Origin of the sequence: Sphingomonas sandaracina (assembly GCF_036663695.1) — a bacterium.
Lineage (GTDB): Bacteria > Pseudomonadota > Alphaproteobacteria > Sphingomonadales > Sphingomonadaceae > Sphingomonas.
This window is the reverse complement of record NZ_JAXOJK010000014.1, coordinates 1-15363: the sequence shown is the minus strand read 5'-3', so window position 1 is coordinate 15363 and position 15363 is coordinate 1. Positions and strand designations below refer to the sequence as shown.

General features: G+C 60.7%; 11 protein-coding genes. 6 read left to right on the top strand and 5 right to left on the bottom strand.

Annotated features, from left to right (window positions below; translation table 11 throughout):
* Nucleotides 1-274: 274 nt before the first annotated feature.
* Together U1707_RS18950 and U1707_RS18945 are read right to left on the bottom strand one after the other, a co-directional pair.
* A complete protein-coding gene (locus U1707_RS18950) occupies nt 275-475 on the bottom strand; it encodes a hypothetical protein (protein WP_332801617.1) in 201 nt (66 codons plus the stop codon).
* Between the two features lie 468 nt (nt 476-943).
* Nucleotides 944-2575, bottom strand: a complete 1632-nt coding sequence (locus U1707_RS18945) for an ABC transporter ATP-binding protein (RefSeq protein ID WP_332801616.1) — start codon at nt 2573-2575, stop codon at nt 944-946.
* Between the two features lie 1223 nt (nt 2576-3798).
* Here U1707_RS18945 and U1707_RS18940 point away from each other — a divergent pair.
* Complete coding sequence (locus U1707_RS18940) at nt 3799-4260, top strand: VOC family protein (RefSeq protein WP_332801615.1); 462 nt, start codon at nt 3799-3801, stop codon at nt 4258-4260.
* Nucleotides 4261-4569: 309 nt separating this feature from the next.
* Here U1707_RS18940 and U1707_RS18935 read toward each other — a convergent pair whose 3' ends face one another.
* A complete protein-coding gene (locus tag U1707_RS18935) occupies nt 4570-6780 on the bottom strand; it encodes an ATP-binding protein (RefSeq protein WP_332801614.1) in 2211 nt (736 codons plus the stop codon).
* A gap of 347 nt (nt 6781-7127) precedes the next feature.
* On the opposite strand from U1707_RS18935, the gene U1707_RS18930 reads away from it, so the two are divergent.
* The 3 genes from U1707_RS18930 to U1707_RS18920 all read left to right on the top strand — a co-directional run bounded on the left by U1707_RS18930 (nt 7128) and on the right by U1707_RS18920 (nt 10890).
* Nucleotides 7128-7550 (top strand): fasciclin domain-containing protein, encoded by a 423-nt coding sequence (locus U1707_RS18930; RefSeq protein WP_332801613.1) that lies wholly within the window; start codon nt 7128-7130, stop codon nt 7548-7550.
* Between the two features lie 60 nt (nt 7551-7610).
* Nucleotides 7611-8555 carry an NAD(P)/FAD-dependent oxidoreductase gene (locus U1707_RS18925; RefSeq protein ID WP_332801612.1) on the top strand — a complete coding sequence of 315 codons (945 nt, stop codon included), beginning with the start codon at nt 7611-7613 and terminating at the stop codon, nt 8553-8555.
* A 325-nt stretch (nt 8556-8880) separates the two neighbouring features.
* Nucleotides 8881-10890, top strand: a complete 2010-nt coding sequence (locus U1707_RS18920; RefSeq protein WP_332801611.1) for a putative bifunctional diguanylate cyclase/phosphodiesterase — start codon at nt 8881-8883, stop codon at nt 10888-10890.
* Nucleotides 10891-11082: 192 nt separating this feature from the next.
* Here U1707_RS18920 and U1707_RS18915 read toward each other — a convergent pair whose 3' ends face one another.
* A complete protein-coding gene (locus tag U1707_RS18915) occupies nt 11083-11979 on the bottom strand; it encodes an AraC family transcriptional regulator (RefSeq protein ID WP_332801610.1) in 897 nt (298 codons plus the stop codon).
* 152 nt (nt 11980-12131) lie between these two features.
* On the opposite strand from U1707_RS18915, the gene U1707_RS18910 reads away from it, so the two are divergent.
* Nucleotides 12132-12857: an SDR family oxidoreductase gene (locus U1707_RS18910; RefSeq protein WP_332801609.1), complete on the top strand. Its 726-nt coding sequence runs from the start codon at nt 12132-12134 to the stop codon at nt 12855-12857.
* Between the two features lie 508 nt (nt 12858-13365).
* Here the strand turns inward: U1707_RS18910 and U1707_RS18905 are convergent.
* Nucleotides 13366-14100, bottom strand: coding sequence for an SDR family oxidoreductase (locus U1707_RS18905; protein ID WP_332801608.1), 735 nt, complete (start codon nt 14098-14100; stop codon nt 13366-13368).
* Nucleotides 14101-14196: 96 nt separating this feature from the next.
* On the opposite strand from U1707_RS18905, the gene U1707_RS18900 reads away from it, so the two are divergent.
* The gene (locus tag U1707_RS18900) at nt 14197-15090 is read left to right on the top strand and encodes a LysR family transcriptional regulator (protein ID WP_332801607.1); all 894 of its coding nucleotides are present in this window, start codon (nt 14197-14199) and stop codon (nt 15088-15090) included.
* The last annotated feature ends 273 nt before the right edge of the window (nt 15091-15363 follow it).

The following is a 15363-nucleotide window of genomic DNA, read 5'->3' as shown; positions in this document are numbered from 1 at the left end:
CGACTTGGCCAGATCGATGCCGACTGTGCTAACCTCACCCATGGACGCCTCCTCAGTGGTGTTTTCAACACCTCCACTATGGCACATCAATGCCGTCAGGGGGCGTCCACCCCAACGAAGTTGGGGAGCGCGGAAGGGCGCGCAAGTGTCCGGGTTTGGGTCTGGCCGGAAGCCGGAGGGCAGGGCGCGTTCGCCGAGTTGCGGACACTCGCTAGTAGCCGCAGCATCAGATAGGCAGTTTAACACCTATGCAGTATATCGCCCCCCCCCCTTATTAGGTATAGATGCTCTTGAAGCGAATTGGCGCCGACAGCATTGGACTGGTAATGGTAGACTCCGCCACTAGGCTCTGCCCGACGTTGCGATAAACCGTCATTCGCTCATATCCGTCGCCAATGTACCTTGCCTCGATAGTGCCACCATCTAGCTTTGCCGACACGTCGAGAACCTGGCCATCATTGATCTTCCACTTCATCGATCCATCGTCTGAAAAGACGTGTATTATCGGCCGAGGGCTGTCGTCGCTGATCGAAATTTGACCTGCTACGATTGTAAGTCTGAAATTATCCGTGGGTAGACTGGACTTGTATATTTTCCGACGAAGTTCGGGCCAATTAATGTTGAGAGGGCTGGGAGCAGCGTTCGCTATCATTCGCGCAGCATCATCGCTTTGTGTGCGGTCTAGGATGTATTTTTTTGATATTAGACTTTGTGCCGAGCTTGAAGGGCTATGGGCAACAATGGCGATTGCGACCACAACCGGGAAAGTCCGACTCATCATACTTTCCTAACGATTGGCTGCCTGCAGCGAGGGTGTAGTGCTGATCCGACCCGCCGTATAGGTCGCCTTCGGCCGTCGGGCCGACCGCCAACATCCTCTCCATACCGGCCATTCCGCGTCGCCCATTTGCGGACATGGGACACCTCGCTTAGGCGATGCCAGTTATCGATACCCTGCAGCTTGAAGCTCGAACAACTCGGCGTATCGCCCGCCAGCGGCGAGCAGTGCGTCATGCGTACCCGATGCTTCTACGCGGCCATCGCTGAGCACCAGGATGCGGTCTGCCATGCGCACGCTGGAGAACCGATGTGAGATGAGCACCGCCGAGCGCCCCGCGCTGAGTTCGCGAAACCGCTGGAACACCTCATACTCGGCGCGTGCATCTAGGGCGGCAGTGGGCTCGTCCAAGATCAGGACCTCGGCGTCGCGCATATACGCGCGGGCAATTGCCATCTTCTGCCATTCACCCCCCGACAGATCGACACCGTTGCGGAACCGCTTGCCGATCATCTGATCGTAGCCGCCGGGCAGCTTGGCGACGACGTCGTCCGCGAGGGCGGCGGCGGCGGCGGTCTCGATCCGTTGACGATCGCCGCGCGCCTCGATGCGGCCAACCGCGATGTTGTCTGCGGCGGGCAGGTTGTAACGCACGAAGTCCTGGAAGATCACACCGATCGCGCCGCGCAACGCATCGAGATCATAGTCGCGCAGGTCTCGACCATCGAGCAGCACGCGACCCTCTACGGGGTCGTAGAGCCGGGCAAGCAGCTTCACGAGTGTCGTTTTCCCGGCGCCGTTCTCGCCGACCAGCGCCAGCACTTCGCCCGGTGCCAGGGCGAAGGACAAATGGCGTACCGCCCAACGCTCCGCACCCGGATAGCGGAACCCAACGTCTTCGAAGACGAAGCCCTGCCGGACCGGGGAGGGGAAGGGCAATGCATTCTCGGGTGACCTGATCCCGGGCAAGGTCCGGAAGAACGAGAACAGATCGTCGATGTAGAGCGCTTGGCCCGCCGTCGCAGAAAAACCGCTCAGCAGACCTTCGAGTAATCCACGCAGCCGCAAGAACGATGCGGCGAGAAAGGTGAGGTCGCCGATCGACAGCGATCCCGCGACCGCGCGCCAGGCGATGTAGGCGTAAGCCGCATAATAGGCGATCGTACCCAGTCCCGCGAAGCCGGAACCCCAGACGGCGCGGCGGAGTGCAAGCCGGCGGCTGGCCTCGTAGGTGTCGCGCGAGATCGTATGGTAGCGGTCGATCAGGAACGCGCTGAGGCCGAAGATCTTTACCTCCTTGGCCGTATCCGCGCTGGCGGCAACTTGGCGGACATAGTCGAGTTCGCGACGCTGCGGCGTACGTACATAGCTTAGCGCATAGCTCAACGCGTTGAAGTGCGCCTCACCCAGGAACGAGGGTATCAGGGCGACGGCGAGCAACACCATCAGCCAGGGTGCGTAGACGACCAGCCCGGCGGCGAAGCTCACGACCGTGATGATGTCTTGCGCCTGCCCGAATAGCTGGCCCATCAGCGACATGCGCCCGCTTGCCTGCATTCTCGCGCGATCCATACGGTCCTGAAAGGCCGCATCCTCGAAGTCGGCAAGATCGAGGGTGGCGGCGTGCTCCATCAGGCGAACGCTGGCATCATTGCTGACGCGGTCTGAGAGCAGGCCATCCACCAGAGATACGACCCGGCCCAGAAGATCGGAGGCGATGGCGAGAGCTAGTTCGGCGAGTAGCAGCGCCTCCAAGCGGCCGAGCAGACCTGATCCCAGCCATGCGGTCAGGCTCACGGGATGATCAGCGAGTCCACGTAGTTGGACAACCTCGTCGATGATGAGCTTGCCCACGAACAAGGTCGCTACCGGTAGCAGAGCCCTTACCAGCCGAACCGCGAGCGTGACCGCAGTCAACGATCGACTGGTGCGCCAAACCATGGCGAGGAACGGCGGCAGGTTTCTAAGCGCGCCCAGTCGCTCACGCCACGTGGTTGGCGGAAGTGGCATCCCGCGACCGGGTCTGCTAGCGACTGCCATCTATGGTCTGGCAGAAGATGTTTGGGCCGGCCGCCCAGGTGTCGAAAGCGAATGCGCAAGGGTCATCGGCATCCACTACCCGCCAAGGGCAGGGGCGTGTAGCGGTTTTGCCATCTCGAATAGCTGAGAGGGCCACCCTTGGATCTCTCGTTGGCGTTCGGTCCAGCCAAGCAGAAACTACGAAACCAAAACATGAATGGGTGGCCGAAGTCGGGAAGCTACTAGCTCGGGGTAAATGTCCGCTTATGGGTCTTCGCTGCCGCGCAGTGGACAGTCGGCTCGCGCCCATTCCCAGACATCTGGCATTTACTATGGCTTGCCTGCTAGCCGCCGTTCGTTCAGCATAACCCGATGGACCTCCAAGGCAATACACTTCGAAATGTCTACTTGACCATATCGCTGGCATGGATGGTGGTATTGGCACCATTAGTTTGGCTCGGAATTGGTTTCGGAGGGCTCGAAGCGTTTATAAAATCAGATAATGACTTAGCTAGGCTGGTTGGCGGCGCATTTGTAGGCTTGCCGATCCTCGTCTTGTTCCTGTGGATTGCTGATACGGTGAGACGAAGAACACGGCGTTGATGCAGGTGTATTAATCGCCATCTGCCTTCCCATAAGCGGCCTGTCCGCTTTCCTCCCCAATCACGACATTCGCGAGTGGATAGCCGGGCTTCAAAATCGGTCATTCGCAATGATGAACCAGCGTCCGAAGTTGGGAAGAGAGGGAACGGGCGTGAGCGTCCGATTGTGGGTCTCCGCGGCCGCTGGTCGCCTGATCGCTGCATGACCAAGCTCGTCTGCTCCCAAGGTCTTTCGCATCCTGGAACCCGCTGCTTTAAGAGGCTCGAAGCCTTTCCGTTTCTCCGTGTCCACCAGCCCATATTTGGAAAGTGTATGCGGGGAAGGGTTTTGGGAAAGCGGTTTACGATGGTGAACGGTCGCGTGGTAAGCACTGCCGGCATACCAGTGAGAGGGCAGTAATGACGGACGCCGCAAACGTAATTGCCGTGGACCACACAGGCTTCGCTGTGTCGTCTTTGGACGAAGCCGTTCGGTTCTGGACGGGAGCGCTCGGTTTCACACTTGAGCGGCAATCGGAGATGGGGGGCGACTTCCTGCATCAGGTGACAGGTGTCGATGATCCGAGTGTGAAAACGGCGATCGTCAAGGCACAAGACGGCTACGTGGTCGAACTGTTGGAATATTCAAACGGGCTCCAGAACGGGACGGTGCCCAGCGGCGCGGGATCGATCGGAGCGGCCCACCTGGCTCTGACCGTAAAGGATATTCACGTCGCCATTGCCCGCGTCGAGGCAGCAGGATGGAAGGCGAAAGGCAATCCGCTGCCGATCCCGGGTGGTGCACGGAAGGGAACATTGGTGGCCTACGTTTCAGGCCCCGATCATATCACGATAGAGCTTATGCAGCCGACAGCCAGTTAATGGGCCGGTAAAAGCTTTGCCGCCTCATCATCCTTTTGAAAGCTGGCAAGGCAGCGGGCAGGGCCGAGGCTCAGCACCTTCTCTGCTGCAATACTGAATGGATGGCAGAAATTGGGGAGCCAGAAAGAGGTCGCGAATGACCGCAAGTAGGTCGAAGTGGAACGATGCGCAGGAACAAAAAATTATGCGCTCTTTCGTTCGTTCACTTAGTACATGAGTTGGTATACACTTTGTGCCATTGCGAAATAAGCTAAAGCGGTGCGCAAAGTTAATAGCCGATTACCAATTAATTAGAAGCGGTAGTTCTCATTATTCGATCGAAAAGATAGAGTTTAGGCTACTCACCGAGTACGGTTTGCGAAGGAGTTTGAAGTCGCCCACGCCTTTCTTCGACAATATTTCGCTATATCCGCTCGTGAGAATAACGCGCATCGTTGGCAAACGGCGGCGTATTTCATGGGCAAGATCGATTCCGCTCATGCCCGGCATCATCACGTCCGAAAAAACGAAATCGATTGCGTTCCGACCGTGTTCAAGATACGCGAGTGCTTCCTCGGCATGCCGTGCGAGGACGACGTCGTGACCCAGGTCGCGCAACGCAGACGAGGCGAACGCGCCGACCTCAGGATTGTCTTCGACGACCAGAATCCGGAAGCTGTCGGCGTGGTGCGCGCTTGTTGTGATTTCGCTACGCTGGATTGTCGGTGTATGCCGTTCGCGCGGCAGGAAGAGCGTGAACGTCGCGCCTTCGCCCGGCTTGGTGGCCGCCATGACTTCACCACCCGCCTGCTTGGCGAAGCCGAAGACTTGCGACAGGCCGAGGCCGGTTCCGCTGCCGATGTCCTTCGACGTGAAGAAGGGTTCGAAGATCCGGTCGAGGTCCTCGGGCGGAATGCCGGTACCGGTGTCCGCGATCGACACGCAGACGAAGTCGCCATGACGCTCCTCGTGGCCGCGGACTGCGGGGATCTTGTCGCACGGGTTGACCGTGATCGTCAGGCGGCCCCGCTGGCCCATCGCGTCTCGCGCGTTGACCGCCATGTTGACGATCGCGGCTTCGAACTGGCTGACGTCGGTGTTCGCGAAGCAGCGAGTGTCCGACAGCTGCAGATCGACCTCGATCAGCGCGCCCGACAGCATCTCCATCATCTCGTTCAGGCTGCGGATCGTATCGCCAACATCGAACACCTCGCGCGTCAGCGATGATCGGCGGGCGAAGGCGAGCAGCTGGCTAGTCAGCTTTGCGGCGCGGTCCGCGGTCTTCGAGATCGCGTCGACATAACGGGCGCGCCGATCGTCGGCGAGGCCGGGCCGCTTGAGGAGATCCGCGGAACCGCGGATGACGGTCAGCAGATTGTTGAAGTCGTGCGCGATCCCGCCGGTGAGCTGGCCGAGCGTCTCCATCTTCTGCGCCTGGCGCAACGCATCATGCACCTGCGTCAGTTCGTCGGTCCGCTCCGCCACGCGTCGTTCGAGCGTGACGTTATTCTCCTGCACGGCTGCGAACAAGCGTGCGTTGTCGATCGCGATCGCCGCTTGCGCGGCGACGCCGACGATCAGCCTTTCGTGACGCAACGTGAACCGGTGCGTGTCCGAATGCCCGAACAGCAACCCGCCCAGCACTTCGCCCGACCGCGAGACGACCGGCACCGCGAGATAGCTCCGCACCGGCAGGTGACCCGGCGGCATCCCGGCATAGGGCGCGTTCTGCGCATACCGCGCGTCGGCGAGGATGTCGTTCGAGCGCACCACGCCCTCGTTCTGGAATGTGGGGCCGAACACCGCGGTCGCGCGCGGGCGTCCCAGGCTCTCGAAATCGGCGCGGCGGGCGCCCGACAGCGTGAACAGGTGAAGCCGCTCGCCGGTCTCGTCCATGAGATTGTGAAAATAGGACCCGAACTGCGCGCCGGTCAGCTGGACGGCGGCATCGGTCACCATCTGCACCAGCGGTTCGAGATCGAGCTCGGCCGCCAGCGCCGCACCGGTCTTGTTCAGCGTCTCGAGCGTATCCGTCTCGGCCAGCAGGCCCTCCTCGGCGTGGACGGTCCGGGTCACGTCGATGACGATCGCGATCACGCCGGCGGGTACGCCGTCCGCCGCCGGCACGGGCGAATAGTTCAGGTCGAAGAAGACCTGCTCCGTCGATCCGCCCCGCACCAGCGTTATCTCCTGGCGCGAATAGGTCAGCGTCTCGCCTGCCAGCACGGTCCTCAGGACCTGGTCGTTGAACGCGGCGATCTCCGGCCATGCATCGCGCACCGGCCGACCGAGAATGCCCGGATGGCTCGCCCCGGCAATCTCCGCATACGGATCGTTGTAGAGCAACACGCCGTCGGAACCCCAGAGCAGTGCCATCGGCAAGGGTGCGCGAAGCATGACCGCGACAGCGGTCTGCAGATGCGCCGGCCAGTCGGCGGGCGCGCCGTAAGCCGAATCCGACCAGTCATGCGCGGCGATCATCTTGCCGAGCTCGCCATCGCTACGGAGAAACGCCGGGGCCTCGTTCACATCGATGGTCACGCCGACCGGGCTTCACGGAGCGCATACGCGGACGCACTTGGATTCAAACAGGATGGCAAAGGCAAACTTCCGCTCCGTATCGTCGATTACTACGGCATCTACAGCGTGGAAAAGCTGCAGCTATCTTTCGGGTCAACGCTAGCACGTGGTGTCGGGGTCGTCGATTTTGATACGACCAAAAGGTCGTATCGCGCATCGGTTGGCCGAGTGAAATGAGGGCCACGCCGGACGATGACTTGGCGCGGTGACTTCCGATCGTCGGCTTCAGATAGAGGCATGGGCGGGTCGTGGCGCACGTGGGAACCTTGGCGAACGCACTTTTTTTGCTCTGATCTAGGATTGAAAAGATGACCGATACCAAGCATGATATCGTTAACGCCGTTGCCGCGGGATTGTTCACGACGCTGGTCGCCGCGGTCGGCGCCGCAGGGCTGGTCGACACGCTGAAGGGCGAGGGGCTGTTCACGGTCTTCGCACCGTCCGACGATGCATTCGCAGCGCTGCCGGCCGGCGCCGTCGACGATCTGGTCAAGCCCGAGAACAAGGACAAGCTGACCGAAATCCTCTTGCTCCACGTGCTGCCCGGCACGGTGATGGCCGCGGACGTGAGCGGCAAGGTGCTCGACCCCGCAACGGCGGGCGGCGCGACCGTCCATGTCGATGGCACCGACGGCGTGACTGTCAACAGCGCCAAGGTCGTGACTGCCGACATCGCCTGCACCAACGGCGTGATCCACGTGATCGACAAGGTGCTGCTGCCGAGCGGCTGAGACGCTGTACAATTTGGCACCGGGGCAGCAATGCCCCGGTGCCATCAGTTGGAGATTCGCGTGAAGGTTGCGATCGTCGGTGCCGGTGTTGCGGGACTATCCTGCGCAGTACGACTCCAGCAGGGCGGTTGCGACGTCACGGTGCTCGACAAGGGACGCGGCGCCGGTGGACGGATGTCGACGCGGTGGATCGCTGTGCCCGGCGGCGAGGTCGCGTTCGATCATGGTGCGCAGTATCTGACGCTGCGCGATCCCGCGTTCGTGGATGCCATGCGCGACTGGGAGGCCGCTGGCGTGGTCGCGCGCTGGCCTGCTGCCGGTGGGGACGCGTGGGTCGGGACCGACGGGATGAGCTCGATCGTCAAACATCTTGCCGCGAAGACCAACGTCCGTTGGAACTGCCACGTCACCAAGATTCGCACCACGGCCGACGGGTGGCGGGTCGAGGCCCCGGTGACCAAATCCCCGTCCGAGACCTACGACGCCGTTGTCGTCGCGACCCCCGCCGAGCAGGCCGCACCGTTGCTCGCGCCGCACGACCCGGCGATGGCCAGCGAAGCGCTCGCCTGTCGATCGACGCCGTGCTGGACGACGATGGTCGCTTTCGACGGTCCGTTGGCAATCGAGCAGGACGTTATCAGGGATGCAGGCATCATCGGCTGGGCCGCGCGCAACAGCGCGAAGCCTGGGCGGGCCGGGCCGGAAGCCTGGGTCGTGCAGGCAACGCCTTCATGGTCGATCACGCATCTTGAGGAGCCGGTCGACACCGTTGTCGATTGTCTGCTCGAGGCATTGTCGAAGCAGTGCGATTCCGCCATGCCTGGGCCGATCGTTCGCGCCGGCCATCGCTGGCGCTATGCACGGGCGACCGCCACCGACCTCGGGTGTCTGTGGAACGGTAGCGAACGGATCGGTGCGGCGGGCGACTGGCTGATCGCGCCGCGGATCGAGAGTGCCTGGCTATCCGGAAGGCAGCTTGCCGAGCGGATCCTGGCCGCGACGTAGCGCGAGCGCCGCGGGCGGATTTCTATCTTCAACATGTTGCCGACATCCGCTTATGATAACATGAACAAGTGTCCAAAGTTGGGAAGCCGAAAACGGGCGATGAACGTCCGTTTGTGGGGCGTATTCAACTTCAGAGAAATTCCTATCGGGGCGGGAAGTCAGATCAATTGACGCTCCTCGTTCGGGGAGATCCGAAATGATCAGCCGGCTTCATTTTCGAGGCAAACCGCGAAGGCCTCTTGGCGGAGAAAGCTGCGGTCCGCGTCCGCTCTCAACATGTTATGAACCCTTTGTTGCTAGTGGAGGCCGTTAAGGGACTGAAAGAATGTTCGATTGGCTGCCTGAATTCAGATTGCGCCGATTGCCGGCGTCGGACACGTTTCTGCTTGAGCAATATGCTGCGTTGCGACGCCAGATTCCGTTGATGTACGGGCTGATGTTCATCAACGTCCTGTTTCTTGGCATCGAGTCTTTTCGCGACGTACCATTCGGGATGAGTTTTGGCATACCGATCCTGTTATCGGTTGCGATTGCCGCGCGGGCGCTTCTCTGGATGCGACGCAGATCGATTATAGCGCAACCTGACCAGATTCGGCGCTATCTTCGCGGCACGATCATCACGGCTACACTTTTGAGCTTAGTTTTCGGGACGTGGGGGTCGTTGCTGTTTTCGGAAGCCGAACCCATCCGCAGCGTATCGATTTCGCTCTACGTTTTTGTAGGAGCGATTAGTTGTTGCTTCTGTCTGCAAGCACTTCCGAGTGCCGGCTACCTGGTCTTGCTGTTCGGCGTGATGCCTGTCACGACTCGTCTGTTCATAGCATCGGATTGGTCGCTGTTCAGTGTTGGCGCAAATTTCCTGATCGTCGCGATACTGATATTGCGGACATTGGCTACGAATCACGCAGGCTTCAGGCAAGTGCTACAGTCGCGCGCTGACATGCTGGTCGAGCAAGAGCGCGCGCAAGCCGCAGAGCTTGCTGCGCAGAAAATGGCCTACGAAGATGTGCTGACTGGCCTAGCAAACAGGCGCGCGCTTACCGAGCATCTTGATGGATTTCTCGATCGCAGTGCGCCGCGGAGCCAGATGTATCTTTTCATGATCGATCTGGACTTGTTCAAGGGCGTGAACGATGCGTACGGGCATGGTGCTGGAGACCAGCTTTTAGGCGCAGTTGCGACGCGACTTCGCATGCTCGTGATCCCTACCGGCAATGTCTACCGACTTGGTGGCGACGAGTTTGCCGTCACGCTCCAGCTTGATGGTGACGGCATCGGTCCCGCGAACGTCATGGCGGATAAGCTCGTCCGTGAAATGGCCGCATCGTTTCCGATCGACCGGTTCTCCCACCATATCAGCGCTAGCATCGGGATCTCCTGTTTCCCGACCGACGCCGCGAGCCGTGAAGCGTTGATGCAGCACGCGGACATCGCCTTGTATGATGCGAAATCGGGTGGTCGTTCGCGCCATCGCTTTTACAAGCCGGTCATGGGAGATGCGCTGGTGGCTCGCGCTGTGCTTGAGCGTGAGATCCGCGTGGATTTTGGTACAGAGGCGTTCCATCCATATTATCAACCGATCGTGGATCTGGCGTCTGGCAATATCGTCGGTTTCGAAATGCTTGCTCGGTGGAAACGCGCCGACGGCATTATGGTTGAGCCCGGTCGCTTCATCCCGATTATTGAAGAGTGCGGGCTGATCGATGAGCTCATGTTGCAACTTCTCGAACGGGCGTGCCGTGACGCCAATAGATGGCCGTCCGAACTGACCATCGCGATAAACCTATCACCGATCCAGTTTCGCGATCCGTGGCTGTCGGAAAAGATATTGGCAGTGCTCACACGGCAGGGTTTCCCAGCGCGCCGTATTTGCCTCGAAATCACCGAAAACGCCCTCATTTCTGATCCTGCTTCGGCCCAGCGGATCATCGAGTCGTTGAAGAACCAGGGGATTTCTCTCGCTCTTGACGACTTCGGCACCGGATTTTCGTCTATTCAGCATCTCCGGATGCTGCCTTTCGACAAACTCAAGATCGACCGTTCGTTCGTTTCCAACGTCGATACCGATAGCGCCGCTCACCGTATGGTTTCGGCGATCATTCGGTTGGCGGAAAGCTTGGAACTACGTGTGGTCGCTGAAGGCGTCGAAAACGCCTCGGTGCGTGATACCCTGCGCGATCTCGGCTGCCAGGAAGCGCAAGGGTACCTCCTAGGCATGCCGTTGAGTGCAAGCGAGACCCATGAAATACTAAATCGCAGGAGGGGCTTAGCCTTATCGATATCTGACAAGCGTGAGTTCTATAAGCACGCGTTACGAGGGCCTAAATTAACATGAATAGATGTTCGACGCTGAGAAGCAGGAAGAGCGCTTTTTAACGGTCGATGATGGCTCACGGCATGCGCGAAGTGGGTAGCCGGCTCCGCTGGTACCGCCCCCCGTTTTTGACAACATGAACGAACGGCAAAGTTGGGACGACTGGCGAGCGCGTTGAACGGCCGATTGTGGGTCATCATCGAAAAAGGGAGGCTATACTGGCGTCAGTAAATTGCCGTTGCGCTGTAGCTGTTCGGTGTCACGACGGGGCGGCGCGCCAAACAGGCGAGCATACTCGCGGTTGAACTGCGATGGGCTCTCATATCCCACGGCAAAACCTGCGCCACTTGCGTTCGTGCCTCCTGACAGCATCAGGCGCCGTGCCTCCTGCAGGCGCAGTTGCTTTTGATACTCCAGCGGGGTCATTTTAGTCACTGCCTTGAAGTGTTCGTGCAAGGAGGACGGGCTCATGCCCGACGCAGTGGCAATGTCCCCGATGCGGAGCGGTCGGTCGAACCCTGTGCGGATCGTCGCAATGGCGCGGCTAACCTGATTGAGGTGACTGTCGGCGACCGCCAGGTAGCGAAGCGCGGGGCCGTGGGGGCCTTTGAGTAAACGATACAAGATCTCCCGCTCGATCAGCGGCGCCAGCGCAGCGATGCTGTCGGGCTGGTCCAGCAGACGCACCAGTCGGCACGCTGCATCGACCAGATCGTCGTCGCTGCGATATACCGCAAGAGCTGGTAGATCGGCCTTGGGCGCCCGGGCGCCTTCCGCCAGTATGAGGTCCGCCAGCACCGCCTGGTCGATGTCGATCTTGCAACAAAGGTACGGAGCCTCGCGATCCGCCTGGATGACGTGTCCGACGAGCGGCAGGTCGACCGAGACGAGCAGGTAATGCGCGGCATCGTAAAGAAGGCTCTGTCCGCCTAGCGAGACCCGCTTGGCACCTTGGGCAATTATGCAAAGCGAAGCATCATACACGGCCGGCAACGGCACGGTCGGCTCATCGGCGCGGAACAGCGACAATCGAACTATCGGCGTGCTTGCCATCCCGGTTCTGGTAACATGGCGCGCAACCAGCGCGGCTAGGTCTGCGATCGTGCCCATCTAAGGACTGTGTCCGCTGTTGCCCGCCCTCGCAAGCGCGGGCGGCGTCATTTCGGAGGATCGTGCAAGGATTGCGGGCGATCGGTCTCACACCTGCCGCTCGTTCGGTTCCATCTAGGCTTAGCCGTCATGGCAACAGGACAGGAACCATCATGAACGACGTCATCGACAAGACAGTGCTGATCAGCGGCGCCTCCAGCGGTATTGGCGAGGCGACCGTGCGGGAGCTCGCGGGCAGGGGGGCGCGCCTCTTCATCGGTGCGCGCAGGACCGATCGGCTCGAAGCACTCGCGGCAGAGCTCGGCGCGAATGTGGCGTGGCAAGCGCTGGACGTCACCGACGCGGCAGGCTTCGCCGCCTTCGCCGACGCCGCGGAAGCGCGGTTCGAGCGCGTGGACGTGCTCATCAACAATGCCGGCGTGATGCCGCTGTCACCACTTGCCGCTCTGAAGCAGGGCGAGTGGACGCGGATGATCGACGTCAACGTTCATGGCGTGCTGAACGGAATCGCGGCCGTGCTGCCCCGATTCATCGCGCAGAAGGAAGGCCATGTCGTAAACGTGGCATCGATCGCCGCGCATTTCGTGATGCCGAGCGCCGCCGTCTACTGCGCGACCAAATACGCGGTCTGGGCGATCACCGAAGGGTTGCGCCAGGAGCATGACGACATCCGCACGACGATCATTTCCCCCGGGGTCGTGGCGACCGAGTTGGGCAATGACATCACCGACCCGGATATCGCCACTGCTTTGACCACTTGGCGGCAGAAGTCGCTGACCCCCGATGCGATCGCGCGAGCGATCCGCTACGCGCTGGAGCAGCCTGAGGGCGTGGACATCAACGAGATCATCGTCCGCCCCACCGCCGCCGGCATGTAGGCGGCGTTGCGAATTCGGTCCGGGCGGACTTCTGTCTGCCCGGACTGGTGGTCGAGGTCATAAGCCGTTTGCTATCGAGACGAACGAAGCCGTGAATGTCGACGACTGGGTCGTTGCAACCGTGCCGTTGGCGGGCTCGCTCCCGAACCTAGACGCGCTTGCGTCCGGAGGTAGTGCCTGACAATCGGGTTCCAGGAGGCGGCTATCCACCGCGTTTATTGGAAGCAGATCCCGATCATCAAGACGACTTGCGGTCAGGCGGCTGGCGAAGCGTAGGTTCGCAGTTCATCGAGGATGGAATGCCGCGACGGGCGCCGACCAAGCTTACGTTCACCTGCATAGCCCGGCGCCAACTTGTCTATGTTGTCGGCTTGGAGATCGGCTAACAGGAACACCGCGTTAGGATCCCGTACCAGGCTCGGCTTGGAGGCAGGGCACGCACGAAAAAGAGCGCCCGCTGACGGCCACGCAACGAGCGCCCGTAGCTGCGGACGTGCCTGAAACCTGATCAGACGAAACCGCCATTGGCGCGGATCGTCTGACCATTGACCCAGCCACCATCGGGGCTGGCTAGAAATGCCACGACCGATGCGATGTCGCCGGGCTGGCCAAGCCGCTTCAGCGGATTCGCGTCGATCATCGATTGCACCAAGGCTTCCGACTTGCCGTTCATAAACAATGCCGTTGCCGTCGGCCCTGGCGCGACCGCGTTCACGGTAATGCCGCGCGTGCCCAGTTCCTTGGCGAGGATACTCGTCATTGCCTCGACCGCAGCCTTTGTCGCGGTGTAGACGCCGTACCGGGGGAGTAGCGCGCCGACGACGCTGGTCGAGAAACTGATGATGCGACCTCCATCGCGCAAGCGACGTGCGCCTTCTCTCATGCCGCGAAAAACACCAGCGATATTGACTGCAAGCTGATGATCGAAATCGGCGTCGCTGACATCGGCAATCGGCGCGAAGATGGCAACACCCGCATTGTTGACTAGTATATCGAGGCCGCCGAAAGTCCGTTCCGCAGCGTCGAACAGCGATGGTATGCCGTCCAGCGTGCTGACATCGGCCTGTACCGCGATCGCTTCGCCACCGGATGCGGTGATTTCGGCCACAACGTCTTCAGCACCCTCGCGACCGCGCGCGTAATTTACGATCACGGCCATGCCGTCGGCGGCCAGGCGCTTGGCGATGGCAGCGCCGATGCCTTTCGATCCTCCGGTAACCAGTGCAATTCTACGTTCCGTCATGATCCGTCTCCTTCTGAGACTGCATGTACGCTGTCGTGCGGGCGGGATAATCGGTCAGGCCTTGCGAAGTGTGTTCGGATATGGCGAACAATGCGCATGGATCGCCTGGAAGCCATGCGGCTGCTCGTACGTGTCGTCGAACGTCGTAGTTTCACTGCGGCAGCAACCGATCTTGATATGTCGCGCTCGACTGCGACCGAGGGCATCAAGCAGCTGGAGGCGCAGTTGGGCGTGCGCCTGCTGGAGCGCACGACACGGATCGTGACCCCCACGCTCGATGGCGACGCCTATTATCGTCGCTGCATCGCGATCCTGGCCGATATCGAAGAGGCTGAGGGAGCGTTTCAGGATGCCGAGCCGCGTGGGCTGCTTCGGATCGACGTCCATGCGATGATCGCGCGGCGCTTTCTGATCCCGCACATCCCCGCGTTCCTTGACCGTTACCCGCGGATCGATCTTCATATCGGCGAAGGGGATCGCCTCGTCGATCTCGTGCGCGAAGGCGTGGATTGCGTCATCCGTGCAGGGGAGCCAACTGAAAGTGGCTTGATCATGCGTCGTGTTGCCACGCTGAACGAGATGACGTGCGCGAGTCCGGCGTATCTCGCGCGTCACGGCGTGCCAGCGACGCCCGCCGATCTCCAAGGTCATCGAATGATCGGCTATCTGTCATCGCGAACTGGTGAGATCATCCCCTTGGAGTTTATGGTTGAGGGCCGGCTCGACTATGTCACCTTGCCCAGCCGCGTGACGGTGGGCGGTGCTGATGCGATGGGGGAGCTTGCCCGGCTGGGCATGGGGCTCATCCAGGCCCCGCGTTATCGCTTCGTCGACGATTTCGCCGCTGGCACGCTGACCGAGGTAATGGCCGACTATCCACCTTCGCCGACGCCGCTCGTGGCGCTCTATCCGCAGAACCGACAGCTCTCACCGCGTGTCCGGGTTTTTCTTGACTGGGCCGTAGGCATTTTCGCAACGGCCGATCTTTAAGAATAGGCCACCACAGATCGGCGCGGTATCCGATGTCGCGATTGATCGGCGTCAATTAACACGATGGGCGGCAAGCTGTTTGAAGCAGGATGCAACCCCTGTCAAAAGGGGAATGTGTACGAGCGTCCGTGTGTGGACGCCCCGCTGGATACAAGGGGGTTTTTGAGAGATTTGTTCGCGCAGGTTCAGGTGCTTCCGTGTGTCCGGCCTGTTGATGCAGCCATCATCACGGCTGCTGGCCTGTATGGAGATCGCGGATCGGGTCCAGACCGA